Raw genomic sequence first — 19,747 nt, 5'->3', positions numbered from 1 at the left:
AGTCGGGTATCAGAGTGCCAGTTTTGGCTTGTTATAGTTGAGTCTGTCCCAATGCTCAGGGCAGGCATAATAGCTTGCCATCAACAACTCTCTGAGACCGAGATAAGCTTGTTGCAGCAGCTCCATCCAAGAGCTGCGCCAGGATTCCAGCAACTCGACCAATTCATTGGGGCTGCGCAGCATCAGAGGCGTCATGCTGCCACTCAGCAAGAGTAAACCAAAGCGGTTTTCCAGGATGTCGAGCAGCTGTTCCAATTCCTGACGCTGGGCCTTAGGTAGCCATTTCAGGGTTTGATTGACCGCATCCAGAGTGCGATTGATGGCACTGCTTCTATGTTTGTTAATCTCCGGCAATGCCCCTTCCAGCAACACGGGGATCAAGGCACCAAGCAGAAGGTCATGGGGCTTTTCGTGCTCACTCAGGTTGGCGATTTCCTCCTCCTCATAGAGGCTGACACCCAATGCCAATGCACTGGTTCCCCCCAAAGCCCAAAGCAGAAACTGCCGTCTTTGCATGCCTGTCCTCCTGTCATTCCCCTGCACTCAGCTGTGCTGACATCTGTGTTACAATCCTGCCAATAACCAATTAACCACAGCAAAGTGCCCACGGCAATAGGCCATTTCGCAAGCGAGATCCCATGAGCAGTAGTTTTCGTCCGCCCTGGTGGGCCAGGAGCCCCCATTTCCAAACGATCATACCTGTTTTGACCAAGGTGGCAGGGCTACCGCTGCGGCGTGAGCGGCTGGAGCTGGAAGATGGCGACTTTATTGACCTCGACTGGTTCAAGACGCCAACCCCGGGTAAGCCCTTGTTGGTAATACTGCACGGGCTGGAAGGCAGCGCCGACTCCCACTATATCCGCCGCCTGCTACGCGAGTGTCAGAAGCTGGAGCTGGCAGCCGTAGTGCACCATCACAGAGGCTGCTCGGGTGAAGACAATCGCCTGGCGCGCAGTTACCACAGTGGTGATACGGCCGATATCAGCCATAGCCTGCAAACCCTGAAGCAGCGCTATCCCCATTCGCCTCTGCTGGCGGTAGGTTACAGTCTCGGCGGCAATGTACTGGCCAAGTACCAGGGAGAATTTGCGGATAAAAGCTTGCTCAGCCGCGCCGCCGTGGTATCGGCACCGCTGGCGCTGGCATCCTGTGCCAAGCGGTTGGAGAAAGGCTTCTCCAAGGTTTATCAAAGTTATCTTATCCGCCAATTGCAGCAAAAAATGCTGCTGAAACTCGAGCGGGGCAACAGCCAGTTGCCGCTGAATGGTGAGGCCATCAAACGGCTGAACACCTTTTATGATTTTGACCATCAGGTGACTGCACCACTGCACGGTTTCAACGGTGTCGATGACTATTATCAAAGGGCCAGCGCCTTGCCTTTATTGGGCAAGATAGCCAAACCGACCCTGATACTGCATGCAGCAGACGACCCTTTTATGACTGACGCCGTAATCCCTTCATTGGAGCATTTACCCGCCTGCGTCGAATATGAGCTGCATGCCAATGGTGGCCATGTGGGCTTTATTGAGGGCGGCACACCGTGGCAGCCACGCTATTATCTGGAGCAGCGATTGCTGCGTTATCTGACGGAGTCAACCCATGCTGATACCCTATGAATCCCTGCTGCAACTGCCCAAGGAAACCCTGGATAACCTGATTAAGGAATACCTGCTTTCCCAGGTGGAAGACGGCAGTTTCGATGCGCTGGGTGACAAGGCGTTGGAGCAGGCCATCGGCAAGTGCCGCCTGGCGCTCAAGAGCGGCCATTTACTGGTAGAATTCAGCGAAGATGACGAGTCTGTTGCCATCCGCTCCCGCGAGGAGATCATGCGGCGTACCCCACTTGTCGACGATTGACCCGTCCCCCTGCATTCCTTTATAAGTAGTTAACTAAAGGTTAACGGGTCAGATAACCACAGCGTCGGCCTGCAGCCCAAGCTCTTTGAAACAGGTAGGAAAAATGTCTGCAAAACATCCAATTATCGCAGTGACAGGTTCATCGGGTGCCGGAACCACGACTACCACAACCGCCTTCAGTCACATCTTCAGACAACTGGGGATCAACGCGGCCATGGTGGAAGGGGACAGCTTTCACCACTATACCCGCGCCGAAATGGAAGTGATGATCCGCAAGGCCAAGGCCGAAAACCGCAACATCAGCTATTTTGGCCCGGAAGCCAATGACTTTGCCCGTCTGGAGAAGTGTTTTTCCGACTATGCCGGCACGGGACAAGGGGAAACCCGCTCCTACCTGCATACCTTCGATGAAGCCGTGCCTTACAACCAGATGCCTGGTACCTTTACTCAGTGGCGACCGCTGCCGGAAGACACGGATATGCTCTACTACGAGGGGCTGCACGGCGGTGTAGTGACCGGCGAAAGCAATGTTGCCCAGCACGTGGATCTCTTGATTGGCATGGTACCCATAGTCAACCTGGAGTGGATCCAGAAGATCATTCGCGATACCTCTGAGCGCGGCCATACCCGTGAAAAAGTGATGGGCTCAATCGTGCGTTCGATGGACGACTATATCAATCATATGACGCCGCAATTCTCCCGCACTCATATCAATTTTCAGCGGGTTCCTACGGTAGATACCTCCAACCCCTTCAGCGCCAAGGATATTCCCAGCCTGGACGAAAGCTTTGTGGTGATCCGCTTTCGCGGCATCAACAATGTCGACTTCCCCTATTATTTGAAGATGATCCAGGGGGCTTTTATGTCCAGGGTTAACACCCTGGTCGTGCCGGGAGGCAAGATGTCACTGGCGATGGAGCTTATTCTGACACCGCTGATCAAAGACCTGATGGATAAGCGCCAAGCCCTGCTGGAGCAGGATATTGAATAGGCTGGATGCAGATAAATTTTGGCTTCAGACTCGATTAAGTTTGATTTAAGTCTAAAGGGGTAAATTACAGTCATCGGGATTTCAGGCGAAATACTGATGGTTGACATACTCTTGGGGATAGATTCCCCCATCTTGATCTGTTTGTTCCCTTGAGTATGTCAACAACCTACCCTATTTTAGATGCCCATAATGGGCATTTTTTATTGCCCGAATTCTTGCTCCCCATCCAAGCGTCAGTCTCTTCCTCTGACGCAAACACAATCAACCACAGCAAAAACCCCAGCGTTCAGCAAAGGGATTATCCGTATCGGCTTGAAGCATTCACAATGGGCGTTATTCCATCAAGGGCACCACTTCACGGTAAGGCTTGTGACTGCGATAACTCTCCAGCCGCTGCCGGAATTCAAGTGCCTTACTGAAATCCTGCGACTGCTCCAGCGCTGCAATGGCCTGCTGCTGAGTCGCCACCGCGGCGGTAAAATCCCCTAATTCGGCGTAAGCTGCCGCCAAGTTATCGAGATTGGTGGGGTCCTGATTGTTGTCTTCCAGTAGTTGCTTGGCGAGCGCCAACGCCCGACCACCATCGCGGTACTTGGCTTCGGGGCAAGTGGCCAGGATCCAGGCGGCATTACCAAGAGAGATGTCATCACCGGCCGAGCTGAAAAACGCCACAGCCTTGCCGCAATGGCGGTTAACCCCTTCACCACCTGAAGCATAGAGGAAACCCAGTCTGAACCTGGCCCAATGGTTGCCCTGATCCGCCAACGGCAGATACCAACGCTCGGCCAGCGCCAGATCCCGCTGCATCAACTTGCCTTCGAATGCCAGGTCTGCCAGGGTTTGCTGCGCCTTGGTTTCGCCCCCTTCGGCAGCTTTAGTCAACCAGGCGAGGCCGGCAATTTTGTCCTCGGCAACGAAACGGCCGGAGAGGTACATCAAACCTAGCAGGTACTGAGCTTCCACTTCACCATTGGCGGCATTGAGCTGAATATAGGCCAGTTTGCTGGCGGCAATTTCCTTGCTTGGCTGGGGAATGGCAAAGGCCTGTAACTGTCCGCTGAACAGACTCAAGGCCAACATGGCAGCCGCTGCAATTAAGGGAGATTTCACTCTGATACCCTTTGATAATCTATGCATACAGACTCATAAATTAGCCCGAACCCGGCGTGAAAGTCGAGGTCAATCCACCAATAAAACGCTAATTGTAGCCCTCAATGGGCTTGGCGAATTGTGAGCAAGGTGAAGAAGATGTGATTTAACCTACAGACTGGAGCGATTCCAAGGGCTTTTAATCTGTATTGGTTGACATGTATCACTAAAGTATCAGAATGATAACCAAGATTAGCGATTTAATTGCGTTGATTCACTCAGTCTAAACTAAGACCTGGTTCAAAGTTTACTCTTTGATATTGACGTAAAATCCTTATTTAGAATATCCTTACTTTCGTTTTAATCAATCGAGGAACATAGGCATGGCTCTGATTGGTAAGCCAAAACCAGATCCGACTTTGGAGTGGTTTTTATCACACTGTCACATTCATAAGTATCCAGCCAAAAGCACTCTGATCCATGCTGGTGAAGATTCAGACACTCTGTATTACATAGTAAAAGGGTCTGTTGCCGTATTGATTAAAGATGAAGAAGGTAAGGAAATGATCCTCTCTTACCTGAATCAGGGCGACTTTATCGGTGAACTGGGTCTGTTTGAAGAGCAAGCCGAGCGTACCGCTTGGGTTCGCGCCAAGCAAGCCTGTGAAATTGCTGAGATCTCTTACAAGAAGTTCAAGCAGCTGATCCAGGTTAACCCTGAGATCCTGATGAAGCTGGCCGCTCAGATGGCACACCGTCTGCAAAGCACCAGCCAGAAAGTGGGCAACCTGGCCTTCCTCGACGTGGCCGGTCGCATCGCTCAGACCCTGTTGCATCTGGCTAAACAGCCTGATGCCATGACACATCCAGACGGCATGCAGATCAAGATCACCCGTCAGGAAATCGGTCAGATTGTTGGCTGCTCCCGCGAAACCGTGGGCCGCATCCTCAAGATGCTGGAAGAGCAGAACCTGATCCAGGCGCACGGTAAAACCATAGTAGTTTACGGTACCCGCTAAGCCAGCTTCAGCTTGATTTAAGCCTGATTCTATAGAGTGGCCAAGGTAATAACCTTGGCCACTTTTGTTTTTCAGGAGCATCAATTGAGAGGGCTATTTTTCATTTGCTTTATTAGCCTGACTTTGAGCACTGCAAAGGCTGAAGTGGCCAGTCCCCACCTGGAACCCGATCACGATATCGCCAAGGAATTAGTGAAATCCGGGACGATCCTCTCCCTGGATGCCACGCTCTCTCAGCTACAATGGGTGTGCCATGGCAAATTGATTGACGCTCATCTCTATCAGAAAGAGGGTGAATGGCGTTATGATTTGCAGATAAAAGTCGAACATGGCCATATCGTCAGTCTGAGTCTGAATGCAGGCACAGGTTTACACGATGATCTAATCCCATTACCGAGCGAATGTCGTCCCAATGAAACTTCTACTCGTTGAAGATAATGCCCTGCTGGTTGAAGAACTGGCAAAACAACTAAAGCAAGCAGGCTATGTCACGGATGTGACCGACAAAGCCATAGAAGCCGACTATCTGGTCAAAGAAACCCAGTATGACTGCATCATTCTCGATATCGGCCTGCCCGATGGCAACGGCTTGCAGTTGCTGGAAAAATGGCGTCAGCAGGGGCTGACCACTCCTGTGATTATGCTGACCGCCCGCAGCCAGTGGCATGAAAAGGTTGAAGGCTTCAATGCCGGTGCCGACGACTATCTGGGCAAACCCTTTCACACCCAGGAACTGCTGGCCAGACTGCAGGCGATAATCCACCGCACCCATGGCCGTGCCACTGTGCCCGGCAAGCAATTAAACTTCGGCGGCGTCAGTCTGGATGAAGCCGAGCAGACAGTGACTGTCAATGGTCAACGTTTCGACCTGACCGCCATGGAGTTTCGCTTGCTGCGGATCTTCTTGATGTCGCCCAAGAAGCTGCTTTCCAAGGCACAGATCACCGACAAGCTGTACCAGTTTGATGATGAGAAAGAGAGCAATGTGGTCGAGGTCTATGTCACCCATCTGCGCAAGAAACTGGGTAAAACAGCGATAGAAACCCGTCGCGGCCAAGGTTATATCTTTCACGGCAGCCAATCCTGATGATGTCCATCCGCACCAAGCTGAGCCTGTGGCTGACAGCACTGGTGTTACTGAGTACCCTGATAGGCCTGGCGTTTATGGAATCCATGCTGCGCCAGGCATTTCACGACTCTATTATCAACCGCTTGCAGGAAGATCTGGAGCAAGTGGCGCTGGCCACTCACCTCAATGACGGTGAGATCCTGATAGATCAGAGCCTGCTTTCCGGCTTCTACAAACCCGCCTATTCCGGGCGCTACTACCAGCTCAATCTGCCGGATCGGGAGATCCGCTCCCGCTCCTTGTGGGATCAACGCTTGGAAATAGTGCAATTGGAGCCAGGGCAAACCCGCGCCTGGCAAACCAAGGGGCCACAGAATCACGACATTCAACTGTTGTCTTTGGGGCTGACCTCAAGTAGCAAGAAGATCAATGCCACCCTGACGGTGGCACAGGATCTCAGCATTGGTCGCAAGGTATTTACCGAGGTTTATGGCACCAAACTGAGTGTCAATCTGGCCATGTTGCTGGCGATGATCCTGGGAATATTTCTGGTATTGCGGCAATCCTTCAAGCCGGTGAAGCAGATAAAACAGGCGCTGGCCAAACTCAGGGAGGGGGAGATCAACTCGCTGTCGCTGGAGACTATTCCTCCCGAAGTCAAACCTCTGGCCGAAACCTACAACGAGCTGCTCGAATACACGAGTAACCAAATTCAGCGCAGCCGCAACAATCTGGGCAATCTCAGCCACGGCCTGAAGACGCCACTGGCAGTGATGCGCCAGCAGGTAGAAGCGCTGGGGCTGAAAGATCCCGATACCGCCAGGGCACTGGAGCAACAACTGGATCAGATCCACAAGATGATAGAGCGTAAACTGGCGGCGGCGCGGATCACAGGCGATATGCTGCCGGCGGCACAGTTGGTGCTGCCAAGGGATCTGGAGAGCCTGTGCCAGACCCTGGACAAGGTGCATAGACACAAGCAGATTAGCTGGCGCTTCGATATCAGTGATGGTATTCCCAGACTGCCAATCCACAGAGAAGACGGCATGGAACTGCTCGGTAACCTGTTGGACAACGCCTATAAGTGGGCCTCAAGCCAGGTGTTGGTGAGGGTGTGGCAACATCAGGGACTGGTGTATGTCAGCGTCGAAGATGACGGCCCAGGAGTGGCAGAGGAAAACATGCAAACCCTCACCCGCCGCGGCAATCGCCTGGATGAAGAGATCAATGGTCATGGGCTGGGGTTGTCGATAGTCAAGGATATTGCCGAGCAGTATCAGTTGGATATCGACTTCTGCAAGAGCCCGGCACTGGGCGGACTCAAGGTTTCACTGACCTTCAAGGCCTGAAGGTTAGCCTGGCTCCTCAAAGAGTCACTCAGACAAAAATAAAGAACCCAGCCTAGGCTGGGTTCTTTGTTATCAAGCTGTCAGGCCTTGGCTCAATCAAGCACAGGCAGGTAGCTCAGAGCCAGGCGGTCACGGCTCAGTTGACCATTGAGTATCTCACCCACAGTGCCGCCCTTGAGCTGCTGCGCCAGCAGTTCAGGAGAGGCCGAGGCGATAAACTGCTCCACTTCCTTAATGCGGGCAATCAGCGCCAGCGCCAACTTATTCTCGGCGGTCGCGGCGTAGATTTTACCGTTCAGGGACACTTGGGCCTGCATATCCAGCCCAGGGGCAGCCTGATGAATACCGACATATTCACGCCATACCCTGGCCTTCTGCTCACCCTGATAGTCGCTGTCGACCGATGCCAACACCACTTGTCTCAGCATCATCTGCAGCAGGTTGCTCTTGCCTTTGGGTTGACCATTGACGGTATCAAAGCCGAAGAAGCGTGATACTGTGCGGTCATAATTGGGCAGAGGCTCTATGCTCTGGCTGGCAAAATCGCTGTAGTAAGGCAGATACGTTTCCAGCTCAGGGCTACTGTTGCAGGCATCGGCAAACAAAGGCTTGCCATTGCTGACCAGATCCGGGCCATTACCCAGCGCCATGCGGCAAAGCATATCTTCGAACAGCTTGCCGGTTTGTGGCAGATCCACCAGCGCCTTGTGACCACGGCTGGAAGTCGATCTCGGAGTCGTGCGACTTACCAAGGCACGCACTGCCAGCAGTTTGTCCGGCCATACCCCAAGCACATCACGCTCGTTGACATAAGGATGGTTGGGCGAGCCTTCAGGCGCCTTGATCCCGTTCAGCAAACGACCGGCGAAGGTAACATCGGCGCTCAACATATCCCGGAACTCTTCCTTGATACCATAGTTGATGATCAGTTCCTTCAATGCCTCTGGAGAGTCGGCAAACCTGCTGATCACTTCACCCGGAGCAAACTTCATGGTCATGTCGGCGCTCTTGAAGCGATACTGTTCCAGCAACTTGGCAAAGTTGTACTGCTGTCTCAGGGCTGCCTGGCCATCTGCAGTACGGAAGGTGACATCTACCACAGCATCGTTCTCACCGGCAAGGCGCAGGAACAGGTCGGCCGCCTTGTTCATCGCCCTTTGGTTGGCACAATACCAGGCATCCTGGCCGGCTGCGGCTTTCAGCTGACAGTCGTTGGCGAAGAAGTTTTCCGGCAAGTCGAACAGCCCCTCGAGGAAGCTGACATCTTCAATAAACTGGCGGATCTCATCAAACTGACGTTTGCGGGCAATGGTGTAACCCAGGCTGTGGTCTTCATAAAGCGACTGACGGTTATGTCTCAGGTTACTGGTTTCATAGCTGTCCTGATATCTGTCGATATAGAACTGGGCGATGTCATCCAGGTTCTGACCGGCATCACTGCGGTTACAGTTGCTGTTGAGCGACACATGCTCGTCGGTACAGAAGGCATAGCTGCGCAGCTTGTGGTCGCGGGCAATGTTGTAGAGCGCACCGAAACGTGTCTCGCCCTGGATCACTCCTTTTTGCAGCTCATCACGACGCTTGGCATCTTCGTCTTTGAGGGAGACAAAGTCGCCGTTGTCGGCCTCAACTTCACGGGCATAACCGAAACGCAGCGCCGCCAGGTCATAGGGCTCAAAAGTGGTCGCAAAACGGTTGACGTTGTAGTCCATCTGGCTGGAGAACTCGGCGTTCACTTTCAGATCAGGATAACCGGCACCGGCAAAGGCCTGGTTCAGTGTTTCCATTTCCTGTTGGTTGAAGGTGTTGTCACCATCGCGGCTACCGGCGAAGTTGTGTCTCAGGCCGAAGTTGTGGCCCAGTTCATGGGTCAGGGTACCGGCAAAGGCCTGGGCGGCCAGCGCAGTGCTCAGGCTATCCTGCAGATCCAGGCTCAGCTTCTCGAATGCCTGCAGCTTACCGCCAACATCACCATTGACCCACAACTCGGCATTCTGCCAATCAATCTTGTGGTCCTTGACGCCGGCCGGCAGCATTCTTTGCTGACCACCTGCGGCAAACACAGTGTCGACATGCATCAAAGTATGCTCGGACCAATAGTCACGGCTGGCTTCATCGAAGTCGGCCAAGGCGTTGAACTGCTGCTCAGCGGGCTTGAGTGGCAGAGCTGCCGGAGTGGCGGCTACCATCACATCGGCGGGCTTGTCCAGCGCGGCAGGCGCTGTTTCCAATGTTGCAGAAGCCGCTGGCTTAACCACGGCTTGCTGATAAGGCACGCCGGTGAGCGCTTCGACCGAAGCCGCATCCAACTTGCCGCGGTTATAATCCAGCATCAGTTGCCGATAGTAACGCACCGCGCCTTGCTTGAGGTTGGAGCTGTATTGGTTAACCCTGGCGCTGACAATCTCCCCTGTCAGTGGGTTGGCTGCTGAAGGACCGTAACCGGCCAGACCGTTATCCAGAGGCTCATCAAACAGAGTGATATGGTTATAACGCAGATCGCCATGGCGTTTATCGCCCGCCTGCTCCAGCTTAATCTGTGGCAAGCCGGTATGATAACGGCTGTTGGCGATATTCATCGCGGTCACAGATTCGATAGCCGCATCTAGGAAAGGCTTGTTCTTGGCTTCATAGAAGTTGTTGGACAAGTAGTACACCAACTCACCCTTAGCCGGGTTGAAGCGGTTCAGGTAGGTACGAACATAGCCATCCACCCCTTCTGAGTCGGTTCTGTCCCGATAGCTGTGACTGGAGTTGAAGAAACCAAAGGTGCCCTTCTCATGCTCGCTGTAAGGAATGGGTTGATAATCTTCACTGGCAAGCTGATCCAGCGCCACTATGGAGATAAATTCCGTGGTGGTGAACGACAGATTATCCAGATTGCCACCGTAAAACTGATTGAAACACTGGCCCGATGCCTGATAGGTGTGTTCAATCTCGAAGTTGATCACGCCCTTGTCCAGGTCCATTTCATAGCCTTTGTAGGCTCCGGCATTGACCAGTTTTGGGGATTCAGTTTCGGTGACACACTCACCAAACATAAAGATATCGTTGATCCCCAGCTCGGCAATTTTGGTGTCGGCAAAGTCAGGCACAAAGAAGCGCTTGTCCTGCCAGGTCAGGTTGGCATCTGTATTGACCTGCTCGACGTTGATGCATTCACGCCACTTGTCTTCGGTACATCTGAAGTCTATATACTCACCGGGGATAGTCAGTACCGGGGCCTGGTTGATGCCCTCCTGGTAGCGGCTGTCATGACCAAGACCTATGGCGTCCCGGTCCAACTGGCGAACCTGAATACCATTCTCTGTCTTGTGCAGGGTCACCAACTTGGGATCCCCCTGGCTGAAGCCGCGGATAGCGGCGGCATAACGCGGCGCCTTGCCGACACTGCGGATATAGAGGTATTGGCGCTCACCGGCCTTCTCTATCGAGTCGCTGCTAATCTGTTTCTCATCTTTGGGCAACTCCTTGTATGGTTCTTCTCCTGCCCCACATCCTGCGAGTGCCAGGCTGGCTGCTATCGCCAGGCTCAGACTTGACTTCTTCATTTAATCCTCTGAATAAATTGAGTTTATAGGTATTTTGTTACTGAGAAATAAAAGGTGGAGCTGCGCTTGTCATACAGCTCAAATCCTTCGGAAGGCCCCAGTTCCGGATGGTAGAAACGGCCGCTGTTGTTATGGCCAATGGCCAATGTCCAACTCTCGGCAGGCATCCATCCCAGTTCCTGGGCAAAGGTGAATTGGTCATCCATACGACGACCACGGTAATTCTTCGACATCCGATAGCGGCCGCTGATATCCAGGTACCAATTACTGGCAAACTGCCAATAGGCATCGGCCACCAGATCGACCTGATGTTCAATCAGCACCCGCTCACCGGCGGTCTTGTACTTGTAGGCGTTGTACCTGTATCTGGGAGACAGGTAGAAGCTGAAGTTGCCCTCAGGGCGATAGAAGAGATAGGCCGCCACTCTGGGGGCATACTCCAGTCTATCCAGCTTGGTGTAATGCGCCGCTGGCAGATAGACACCGACACTGCCCTTGAGTGATAGAGTGTCAGTCAGAGAATAGAGTGGCGTTCGATACTCGAGCAATGGGTCAAAAAAGCTCGACTCCTTACCGTGCAGCGTCTCTTTTTCACCGCCAAAGGTCAGCAGCACACTGCCCCAATCACTGTTGTAATCGACCCTGGCATCCAGGCTATAAGCCCGATACGCATCGAAGGCCGACTCACTGTAGACATTGCGGGTATAAGATGCATTGAAATAGGCAGTCCATTCGCCGAATTCTTCCTGTTTGAGTTCAAACTCATTAACCGCCTGAGCTTGTCCCGCAAGCAATAGTAAGCCCAGCAAAGGGAAGCTCGTCTTTGCTTTTTTACTTTTTATTATGCGTGACAAGGCCAGATCGCGGTGATATTTACCGGATCTCATATTTAAAAGCCTTAATTTATTTAAAACGAATTAATCTGGAGGTAATTCCAGTCTAAGAGGTACTGCCACGAATAGGTTTTACCCATTCAAGGAGTAATTGCGCCCAATAGGGCATCCAACCAAAGGAAAGTTGCGGGACACCCAGGTTGGGAATACGGGGCCCGCATAAGAACAAAATAAACCAACTGACTGTAATGGCTTTAAACACTTCGGCCAAGACGGCGTTATCCGCCAGTTTAACGGCCATAATACAAGGCAAGGAGAGTGAATAGATTGCCAACTGATTTACCGGTGACGCGTTCTGTTTGGCAATAGATATCAGCGTATTAACTTCTTCAAACTCATTAGATATCGCTGCATTAGAAAAAGCCAAAAACAATAGCAAAGGCATGGCCAACTTGACCAAGCTCTGCAATTTACTATTCGACTTATTTCTCTTATTCATGTGATTTTCCGCCGCCCCAAACGGAATAGCGTCTCGATATTAGCTCGAATGCATTCAATACATATTGTTACTTATGTAAACAGCATAATCATGAAAAACACAGTGATCAACACCAACACTTAATGACTAGTCTAAATAGATTAAAAACTGGGTATATATCATAAAAAACATCATAAAAATAAATTAACCTTGGCAAATCAACACCAATGCAAAACATAATTAAAACATCATAAAAACATTAATGTTTCACTATATTAAGCATGATGTTTTGTTTACTTACAAAAAAGCCTCCTTAATTAAGGAGGCCATTCTGTAACTAATTAAGCACTGTTACGACTTGACGTTGGTACTCTCAAAAATCTTATCTGCCGAGGCAGCAACAAAGCCGGTATAGAGTTCACCATCGGCTTTGGGATAACGCAGGGCAAATTCATAGAAACAACTGGGGATCTCTACCGTCTTGTCATCGAAGGCGACAGGAATTCTGTCGGCCATGGTGGAAGACTGTTCCAGCAAGACTTCAGCTGAACCTTTGATCTCACCGCCAACACTGTTGAGGGTAAACCCAGCCTCCTTGAGCGCAGTATTCACGGCGGCCAGGGTGCTGAATTCGGCCAGATGGTTCACAGACACGGTAAAGTGGTTGGCACGATAACCAAAGGCGGCAACCCAGGCAGCATACTCACTCTCGGCGAGCAGGGCTTGGTAGGTGTCATAGTCAAGCTGCCAGTGTCTGCCTGAATAAGTAAAGTTATCTGCGGTCAAGGCCTGGGTTGGGATCTGCTCAACCAAGTCGGCAACCCGCTGTTGCAACTCTGGGCTGAACTCTTCCACCAGCAGCTCAGAAATAAAGACCTTGGGCTGAGTCGGGTCCGGATGCTCAAAGTGCTTTGCCACCAGCTTTTTCTGCTCAAAGCGATAATCGCCGCAAGCCACATAGCCCAGCGCTTCGAAATGGGCTGCCAGCACATCCAAGCCCACCTTGGGCAGATTGAATGTACGCAAGGCGATATGGTCGTTAATAATCGCCTTGCCTTGCCCCAACAGCTGGTGCACTTTGGCCGCCGATGGCGTCATCTTGATATAGTCCTGCCACATGGCATTGAACAGCGCATTGATATCTGTATGCATGGTTATTCCCTGTGTAATGCAGTTTGCCCAAAGGCAAATGGTATGTTCAAAAAAGGGAAGCGCCACTGCGCTTCCCTTCACTGTCAGAGGCTAAGTCCCGGACTCAATGCCTGTGGCAAACTCAGACCATCGGCCTCCATGGAAGCCACGGGATAAGCACAATAGTCGGCCGCATAGAAGGCGCTGGCTCTGTGGTTACCCGATGCCCCGACACCGCCGAATGGCGCCGCACCTGAGGCTCCGGTGATCTGCTTGTTCCAGTTCACTATGCCGGCACGAATCCGTGCCAGGAAATAGTCATAGTCTTCACGGCTATCGGCCAGCAATCCGGCAGAAAGGCCATAGCGGGTATCATTGGCCAGCGAAATCGCCCGGTCAAAGCTGCTGTAACGCACCAGTTGCAACAAGGGTCCGAAATACTCTTCATCAGGTAGTTCAATCACCTCGGTAACATCAATCAACCCTGGAGACACCAGGCCGGTACCGCTCTCAATATGGGTTAGTTCCACCAGCGAGACCCCGCCGAGATTCTGCAGATTACGCTGCGCCGCGACCATTCCCTTGGCTGCTGCTTCAGAGATCATCGAGCCCATAAAGGGCTGAGGTTCGGCATTCCAAGGGCCGACAGCTATCGCTTTGACCGCCGCAACCAGTGCGGCAATCAAAGCATCGCCCTGCTCACCTTTCTCTATGTAGAGTCGGCGGGCACAGGTACAGCGCTGGCCACTGGAGATATAGGCAGATTGAATTATTTCGTGCACGGCCGCCTTGATATCACTGATCCCTTTGACGATGAGCGGATTGTTACCGCCCATTTCCAGGGCAAGGATCTTGCCCGGATGACCGGCGTACTGCTGATGCAGCAAGTGGCCGGTGCGGGAGCTGCCGGTAAAGAACAGACCATCAAGCTGAGGATGTGAAGCCAGCGCTTTGCCGGTTTCCACTTCGCCCTGCACCAGATTGATAACCCCGGCGGGCAGGCCGGCTTTCTCCCACAGCTTGAGCATCAGCTCTGCCACTTTTGGCGTCAGTTCCGATGGCTTGAATACCACGGTATTGCCCGCCAGCAGAGCCGGTACTATATGGCCGTTGGGCAGATGCCCAGGGAAGTTATAAGGCCCGAAGACCGCTACTACGCCGTGTGGCTTGTGTCTCAGCACGGCCCGCCCGGCAGGCAGTTCATTTTCAGTTTCGCCGGTACGCTTGTGATAAGCCGCGACCGACAGACCGATTTTGCCTATCATGGCACCCGCCTCGGTGGCCGTTTCCCACAGTGGCTTGCCGGTTTCCTGCGCTATGGTGTCGGCGATTTCCGCCTTATGGGCTTCCAGCTGATCGCGATAGGCCTCTATCACCTGCAAGCGGCCGTCAAAGCCGAGCATAAACCAGTCAAACTGCGCCTCTCTGGCGGCTGCAACGGCAGCTTCAACTTGAGCCGGGGTAGCGGCATTACCCTGCCACAGGGTTTCGCCGTTGGCCGGGTTGCTTGAACTCATTGCCTGGCCTTCGCCAGCGAGCCATTGGCCCTTGATAAATTGTGTCATTATGCTGTTCCTATATTGCCAATACCCTGACCGATTGCCCGTCTGCCACCAAGAGTGCGGCGGCCAACTCGCTCGACAGGATCACTTCTTCACTGTCGTCTGTCAGCGCCAACTTGGCCGAACCGGCACGGTAGTCTGCCAAATGGGTGTTGGAGAGAATAAAGCTGTCCTTTGATTGGGGCATATCGCCGATACGCACCGTCAGCAGGCGACTCTCGCGCACGGAGCGAATGTCCGCCAGGTTGCATTCAACCGTGGGGCCACCATCAAAAATATCCACATAGTTGCGCCAGCGGAAACCTTCCGCCTGTAACAGGCTCAGGGCCGGGCGTGTATTGGTGTGCACTTCACCGATAACCTTCTGCGCCGCTTCGGGCAACAGGCAGACATAGACAGGGCTGCGAGGCATCATCTCGGCCATAAAGGCCTTCTGCCCCAGACCTGAGAGGTAATCGGCCTGAATAAAGTCTATGCCGAGGAAGTTTTGCTGCAGCCAGCCGTAGAAAGGGGAATTGCCGTTTTCATCGCTGACCCCACGCATCTCGGCAATAACAGTTTCACCGAATCGATTGGCGTGCTGGGCCAAAAACAGAAAGCGGCTGCGTGACAGCATGCGGCCATTGTTGCCCTTGCGGTAGGAATCTCTCAGAAACAGGGTGCAGAGCTCGGCGGCACCTGTGTAGTCATGACACAGGCTGAGGGTTTCAACCTCGTTACGTACTTCTATCTGCGACGAATGATAAACCTCTGTGCCCAAACGGTAATGATAGAAAGCATCTTCCATTCCCACCGCGGCTTCCAGACCACAGGTGCCCACGACCTCTTGGGTCTCTGTGTCTTCCAGCACCATGAGGTAACCTTCATCAAAAGGCGTTTCCACCGACTTGGCGAAAGAAGCTTCCGAACGGGCAATCTTGCGGGTCAGCAGCTCATCATTGACCGGCAGCGAGGTGAATCCATGGCCCGATTCTTCGGCGATACAGAGCAGCGCCGGGAAATCTGAGGCTCGGATAGGCCGTATGATTAACATGGTTAAATCTCCACTCATCCACAGTTGCTGCTCCGTCGGGCCCGCCCGTCAGAACAGCAGCTGTGAGTCTATTGCGCTAAATGGGCCTGGGCCCACGGGGATCAGGCGGCAACCACCTTGGCGACCGCTTTTTCAAAGCGTGCCAGACCCTCGGCAATATCACTTTCAGGGATGATCAAAGAAGGAGTAAAACGAACCACATTGGCACCGGCCATTAGTGTCATCAGGCCATTGTCGACCGAGGCCAACAGAAACTCACGGCTGCGTCCCTGATACTGTTCATTCAACACGGCGCCGAGCAACAGTCCCTTGCCGCGCACCTCGGAAAACACCTGGTACTTGGCATTGATTTTTTCCAGGCCATCACGCAGCAGTTGCTCACGACGCTTAACGCCCTGCAACACTTCGGGGGTATTGACTACATCAAATACCGCGTTGCTGACGGCGCAGGCCAGAGGGTTACCACCATAGGTGGAACCATGGGTACCCACTTTAAGATGAGCGGCAATCTTGTCAGTGGTCAGCATGGCCGCGATGGGGAAACCGCCGCCCAGAGCCTTGGCAGTGGTGAGAATGTCCGGCACTATATCTGTACCCATGTAGGCATACAGCTCGCCGGTACGACCAACGCCGGTTTGCACTTCATCGAACACCACCAACGCATTGTGCTTGTCGGCCAGTTCACGCACCTTGGCCAGAAACTCTGGAGTGGCGTTTATGATACCGCCCTCACCCTGCAGCGGCTCCAGCATGATGGCACAGGTCTTGTCCGACACCGCGGCTTCCAATGCGGCAACATCGTTGAATGGCAGGTGTGTGATCCCCTGCGGCTTGGGGCCAAAACCATCTGAGTAGGCGGCCTGGCCACCGACACTGACGGTAAAGAAGGTTCTGCCGTGGAAGGCCTTGTCGAAGGCGATAATCTGATCTTTTTCGGCGCCGAAATTATCCAGAGCATAGCGGCGGGCCAGTTTCAGGGCCGCTTCATTGGCTTCGGCACCTGAGTTGGCGAAATAGACCTTGTCGGCAAAAGTGGCGTTAACCAGTTTGGTCGCCAATGCCAGTGCCGGCTCATTGGTCATCACATTGGACAAGTGCCAGAGTTTTTCGCCCTGCGCCTTAAGCGCCTCAACGGCGGCTGGATGACAGTGGCCCAAACAGTTAACTGCAATACCACCGGCAAAGTCGACATACTCTTTGCCTTCCTGATCCCAAACACGACTGCCATCGCCACGAACCGGGATAACGGGTGACGGTGCATAATTAGGCACCATGACTTCATCAAACTGGGCACGTGTCAAATTCATGTTTACACTCATTCCTTCTCATCCTTTGTGTTGTCGGCGGCTCTGTCGGCCACCGTTTTAAGCAGTTAATCTTTATTTTTTGTGAGTAAAACTGCACTTACTTGTGTTGCTTAGGTGTCATTATTAGCGAAATTGTGATCAAAATACCAGTTTGATCAATATGCAAGAGCAATGCCTTGGCCTATAAGTGCATAAAGATCTGAGTTTGAGAATTAAGCAGGCAAATATCTGCCGTTTAACGGCATAAATAGTCACAAAAAATCTCAACTGACACCGAATCCGTTAACTATTCATCTATTTTGAATAGTTAACGACAATCATAACAGTAGATTATTGCGTATAAAAGCAGCGATTTGGCCCCTGGCTTCCATGGCCTCGGGCAAGAGTTCAAATAGTGGAAAGACATGGGGCATATTGAGGTAGAAACCGGCTTCTATCCGGCCTCCGTCGCGCAATACCGCCTGTTGCAGGCGCTCGGCATCCTGTAGCAGCAGCTCACGAGTACCGGCCAGCAGCAAGATGGGCGGCAAGTCCTTAAAGCAACCATAAAGCGGCGAAACCCGCTCAGACATGGGGTTACTACCGGCGAGATACGCCCCTCTGAGTCTGAGCAGTGATTCAATGGTGAACAAGGGATCGTCGGCCGCCAGAATACGCTCGGTATCACCTGTGATGCCGAGATCCAGCGCAGGAGAGAGCAACACGCAGGCTCTCGGCAACGGCAACTCGAGCTGTTTCAGCTGCAACAACAGGCTCAAGGCCAAATTGCCTCCGGCAGAGTCGCCCATCAGCACCAGTTTGTCCGGGTCACAATGCTCAAGTGTCATCCGATAAGCTTCCAGCACATCATCACAGGCTGCCGGAAACGGGTGCTCCGGCGCCAGACGATAATCGGGCACATAGCAGTCCGCCAGACTGCGCCGCATAATATCGGCCAGGAAACGGGCATGGGCATGGGGAGTCTTGAAACAGAAGCCGCCGCCGCGAATATAGAAGAGGCTGACTTCTCTTGGCTGCGGCAGTTGGTAATGGATGAGCGGCGAGTGGCTCAGCGGCCAGTGCTCGACCTTGAGTTCCTGCGGCCAGCCCAACCAGCGGCGATCCATCTCCAGTAAGCGCCGGCGAATGCCGCACAGAGGCACTTTGGCACTGCCGCGACTGACCGATGGCCGCGCCACATAAGTTAACAACCGGTTCAATACCGAGGCTTGCCAACTGGGCATAGCTCCTCCATGGAAGGCCTACAAGCTCCGCAACGGCTTAAAGCAGCTCGGGTTTGCGGTAATTCTGGCCTTTGAGACGAATGAGTTCCTGTTCCGTGAGCTCATGATACGCCATCATGATCCGCCTGTCCCTGAATTCCAGTTGCCGCATCTCTTCCAGTAAAAAACACTTGGCAAAACAATCGGCTTTGGCCAGCACTGCCGCATTGGGTGACAACTGACTGAAGCCAAGGGCCGTGTCCCGCTCCTTGAGCAGAGTCACCATGGCCGCATCCGCAAACCCAAGCTGGGTTGGCAGTTGCCAATTGAGTGATAGCGCATGCTGCTTGACCAGGGAATAGACCAAGGCGGCGGGGAAATCACACAGGGCTATGGCATCATAGAGCGCCTTATCCCTGTCGCTGCTCGCCTCCCTGAGCCATGAGCCGCGCAACTGCTCAAACAGCTTGGCGCTCATGGAGAGCAGCACTGAGATCCCCAGTTGCTGCATCAAGGAAACCGCGTACAGCATTGGGGCATCCAAGTCATGCAACTTGGCCAGGGTTCTGGCGGCAATGCCCTGCACCTGAGAGAAACGCCATAGCTTGCGCACAGTCCAAAGCAAACTGGCGTGGCCTGTAGGCAGCCAATGACGACAGGTGTAGTAAGGGATCAATACCCGCAAGTGCTCAACGCCTATATAGCTGAGCACCAGCTTGAGATCTGTCAGTTGCACATCCAGATTCTGCGGCCTGCGGGCCCTGAAGGAGGGGCTGTTCACCAGAGAGCTCAAGTCTCTCACCAGCCAACTCTGCTCGGCAACGACCGGACGAAGGCGTGCCAGATCAAGCCTTGGGTGCTGCAATAACTCCAGCAGCAAGATCTGTTTGTCTGTGATGCCTGATAAGCGTGTCACCTCTTCGATGGAAGCCAAACGGTTGCCGAGCTCAGCCGCCAGGGTATCGGTCAATTGAGCCGACACTCTTTGATAAAGCGCCTTGGCCTGTTGCTGCCTGGCGAGCCGCTCCAGAGTCGCCTCGCGTTCAACCTCAAGCTTGAAGGCCACCGCCTCCAGCTCAGGTTCAAGCTCATCGTCACCACTGTCAATGCGTTGCTTGCCCAGTATCAACTGCTGATACAGACGCTGCTCTATCTCTATTACACTGCCGGGTTTGACCCCACCCGCTACCGACAAGCCCAAAATGTTGCCTTCCTGCCACGCCCTCACCCGGGCCCTGTGTTTTTATGTTAGTCCCTTTAGGGTTATATATATAGC

Annotated in this window: 18 protein-coding genes; 7 read left to right on the top strand and 11 right to left on the bottom strand. The window is 53.1% G+C overall.

The window, feature by feature from the left end:
* Positions 1–9: 9 nt before the first annotated feature.
* The gene (locus N512_RS0105815; RefSeq protein ID WP_028779710.1) at positions 10–516 is read right to left on the bottom strand and encodes a hypothetical protein; all 507 of its coding nucleotides are present in this window, start codon (positions 514–516) and stop codon (positions 10–12) included.
* A gap of 122 nt (positions 517–638) precedes the next feature.
* Between N512_RS0105815 and N512_RS0105810 the strand changes: the two genes are divergently transcribed.
* The 3 genes from N512_RS0105810 (at position 639) to N512_RS0105800 (ending at position 2,848) form a co-directional block, all read left to right on the top strand.
* Entirely contained in the window at positions 639–1,616 is a 978-nt protein-coding gene (locus tag N512_RS0105810) for a hydrolase (RefSeq protein ID WP_025011299.1), read from the top strand.
* Positions 1,600–1,857: a YheU family protein gene (locus N512_RS0105805; protein WP_025011300.1), complete on the top strand. Its 258-nt coding sequence runs from the start codon at positions 1,600–1,602 to the stop codon at positions 1,855–1,857. Before N512_RS0105810 ends, N512_RS0105805 begins: the two co-directional genes overlap by 17 nt.
* 103 nt (positions 1,858–1,960) lie before the next feature.
* Entirely contained in the window at positions 1,961–2,848 is an 888-nt protein-coding gene (locus N512_RS0105800; protein ID WP_025011301.1) for a phosphoribulokinase, read from the top strand.
* A 333-nt stretch (positions 2,849–3,181) separates the two neighbouring features.
* Here the strand turns inward: N512_RS0105800 and N512_RS0105795 are convergent, their stop codons facing one another.
* Positions 3,182–3,964 carry a tetratricopeptide repeat protein gene (locus N512_RS0105795; RefSeq protein WP_028779709.1) on the bottom strand — a complete coding sequence of 261 codons (783 nt, stop codon included), beginning with the start codon at positions 3,962–3,964 and terminating at the stop codon, positions 3,182–3,184.
* 356 nt (positions 3,965–4,320) lie between these two features.
* On the opposite strand from N512_RS0105795, the gene crp reads away from it, so the two are divergent.
* From crp to N512_RS0105775, 4 genes are read left to right on the top strand one after another with little or no spacing between them, the layout of a single operon-like run.
* Entirely contained in the window at positions 4,321–4,956 is a 636-nt protein-coding gene (gene crp / locus N512_RS0105790; RefSeq protein WP_025011303.1) for a cAMP-activated global transcriptional regulator CRP, read from the top strand.
* Positions 4,957–5,010: 54 nt separating this feature from the next.
* Positions 5,011–5,388 (top strand): PepSY domain-containing protein, encoded by a 378-nt coding sequence (locus N512_RS0105785; RefSeq protein WP_231473520.1) that lies wholly within the window; start codon positions 5,011–5,013, stop codon positions 5,386–5,388.
* Entirely contained in the window at positions 5,369–6,043 is a 675-nt protein-coding gene (locus N512_RS0105780) for a response regulator transcription factor (protein ID WP_025011305.1), read from the top strand. Before N512_RS0105785 ends, N512_RS0105780 begins: the two co-directional genes overlap by 20 nt.
* Positions 6,043–7,374 carry an ATP-binding protein gene (locus N512_RS0105775; protein ID WP_025011306.1) on the top strand — a complete coding sequence of 444 codons (1,332 nt, stop codon included), beginning with the start codon at positions 6,043–6,045 and terminating at the stop codon, positions 7,372–7,374. Before N512_RS0105780 ends, N512_RS0105775 begins: the two co-directional genes overlap by 1 nt.
* Before the next feature lie 92 nt (positions 7,375–7,466).
* Here the strand turns inward: N512_RS0105775 and N512_RS0105770 are convergent, their stop codons facing one another.
* The 9 genes from N512_RS0105770 to N512_RS0105730 form a co-directional block, all read right to left on the bottom strand.
* Positions 7,467–10,925: a zinc-dependent metalloprotease gene (locus tag N512_RS0105770; protein ID WP_028779708.1), complete on the bottom strand. Its 3,459-nt coding sequence runs from the start codon at positions 10,923–10,925 to the stop codon at positions 7,467–7,469.
* Positions 10,926–10,948: 23 nt separating this feature from the next.
* Positions 10,949–11,812: a hypothetical protein gene (locus tag N512_RS22360; protein WP_025011307.1), complete on the bottom strand. Its 864-nt coding sequence runs from the start codon at positions 11,810–11,812 to the stop codon at positions 10,949–10,951.
* Positions 11,813–11,864: 52 nt separating this feature from the next.
* Positions 11,865–12,257, bottom strand: coding sequence for a hypothetical protein (locus N512_RS0105760; RefSeq protein WP_025889173.1), 393 nt, complete (start codon positions 12,255–12,257; stop codon positions 11,865–11,867).
* A gap of 330 nt (positions 12,258–12,587) precedes the next feature.
* Positions 12,588–13,388 (bottom strand): DUF1338 domain-containing protein, encoded by an 801-nt coding sequence (locus tag N512_RS0105755; RefSeq protein ID WP_025011309.1) that lies wholly within the window; start codon positions 13,386–13,388, stop codon positions 12,588–12,590.
* Between the two features lie 83 nt (positions 13,389–13,471).
* Entirely contained in the window at positions 13,472–14,932 is a 1,461-nt protein-coding gene (gene astD, locus N512_RS0105750; protein WP_025011310.1) for a succinylglutamate-semialdehyde dehydrogenase, read from the bottom strand.
* A 10-nt stretch (positions 14,933–14,942) separates the two neighbouring features.
* Positions 14,943–15,962: an arginine N-succinyltransferase gene (gene astA / locus N512_RS0105745; protein WP_028779707.1), complete on the bottom strand. Its 1,020-nt coding sequence runs from the start codon at positions 15,960–15,962 to the stop codon at positions 14,943–14,945.
* Between the two features lie 101 nt (positions 15,963–16,063).
* Entirely contained in the window at positions 16,064–17,281 is a 1,218-nt protein-coding gene (locus N512_RS0105740; protein WP_028779706.1) for an aspartate aminotransferase family protein, read from the bottom strand.
* A gap of 305 nt (positions 17,282–17,586) precedes the next feature.
* A complete protein-coding gene (locus N512_RS0105735) occupies positions 17,587–18,492 on the bottom strand; it encodes an alpha/beta hydrolase (RefSeq protein WP_028779705.1) in 906 nt (301 codons plus the stop codon).
* 37 nt (positions 18,493–18,529) lie between these two features.
* Complete coding sequence (locus N512_RS0105730) at positions 18,530–19,672, bottom strand: HDOD domain-containing protein (protein WP_025011312.1); 1,143 nt, start codon at positions 19,670–19,672, stop codon at positions 18,530–18,532.
* Positions 19,673–19,747 lie beyond the last annotated feature (75 nt).

The sequence above is a fragment of the Shewanella sp. 38A_GOM-205m genome, from assembly GCF_000518445.1.
Classification (GTDB): domain Bacteria; phylum Pseudomonadota; class Gammaproteobacteria; order Enterobacterales; family Shewanellaceae; genus Shewanella; species Shewanella algae.
The sequence above is the reverse complement of the archived record's forward strand: the minus strand, read 5'-3'. Positions and strand labels throughout refer to the sequence as shown.

What these genes read in the sequence shown, in the direction of transcription:
- N512_RS0105815 (WP_028779710.1), bottom strand. Translation starts at nt 516, where the DNA reads ATGCAAAGACGGCAGTTTCTGCTTTGGGCTTTGGGGGGAACCAGTGCA.
- N512_RS0105810 (WP_025011299.1), top strand. Translation starts at nt 639, where the DNA reads ATGAGCAGTAGTTTTCGTCCGCCCTGGTGGGCCAGGAGCCCCCATTTC.
- N512_RS0105805 (WP_025011300.1), top strand. Translation starts at nt 1,600, where the DNA reads ATGCTGATACCCTATGAATCCCTGCTGCAACTGCCCAAGGAAACCCTG.
- N512_RS0105800 (WP_025011301.1), top strand. Translation starts at nt 1,961, where the DNA reads ATGTCTGCAAAACATCCAATTATCGCAGTGACAGGTTCATCGGGTGCC.
- crp (WP_025011303.1), top strand. Translation starts at nt 4,321, where the DNA reads ATGGCTCTGATTGGTAAGCCAAAACCAGATCCGACTTTGGAGTGGTTT.
- N512_RS0105780 (WP_025011305.1), top strand. Translation starts at nt 5,369, where the DNA reads ATGAAACTTCTACTCGTTGAAGATAATGCCCTGCTGGTTGAAGAACTG.
- N512_RS0105775 (WP_025011306.1), top strand. Translation starts at nt 6,043, where the DNA reads ATGATGTCCATCCGCACCAAGCTGAGCCTGTGGCTGACAGCACTGGTG.
- N512_RS0105770 (WP_028779708.1), bottom strand. Translation starts at nt 10,925, where the DNA reads ATGAAGAAGTCAAGTCTGAGCCTGGCGATAGCAGCCAGCCTGGCACTC.
- N512_RS22360 (WP_025011307.1), bottom strand. Translation starts at nt 11,812, where the DNA reads ATGAGATCCGGTAAATATCACCGCGATCTGGCCTTGTCACGCATAATA.
- N512_RS0105760 (WP_025889173.1), bottom strand. Translation starts at nt 12,257, where the DNA reads ATGAATAAGAGAAATAAGTCGAATAGTAAATTGCAGAGCTTGGTCAAG.
- N512_RS0105755 (WP_025011309.1), bottom strand. Translation starts at nt 13,388, where the DNA reads ATGCATACAGATATCAATGCGCTGTTCAATGCCATGTGGCAGGACTAT.
- astD (WP_025011310.1), bottom strand. Translation starts at nt 14,932, where the DNA reads ATGACACAATTTATCAAGGGCCAATGGCTCGCTGGCGAAGGCCAGGCA.
- astA (WP_028779707.1), bottom strand. Translation starts at nt 15,962, where the DNA reads ATGTTAATCATACGGCCTATCCGAGCCTCAGATTTCCCGGCGCTGCTC.
- N512_RS0105740 (WP_028779706.1), bottom strand. Translation starts at nt 17,281, where the DNA reads ATGAGTGTAAACATGAATTTGACACGTGCCCAGTTTGATGAAGTCATG.
- N512_RS0105735 (WP_028779705.1), bottom strand. Translation starts at nt 18,492, where the DNA reads ATGCCCAGTTGGCAAGCCTCGGTATTGAACCGGTTGTTAACTTATGTG.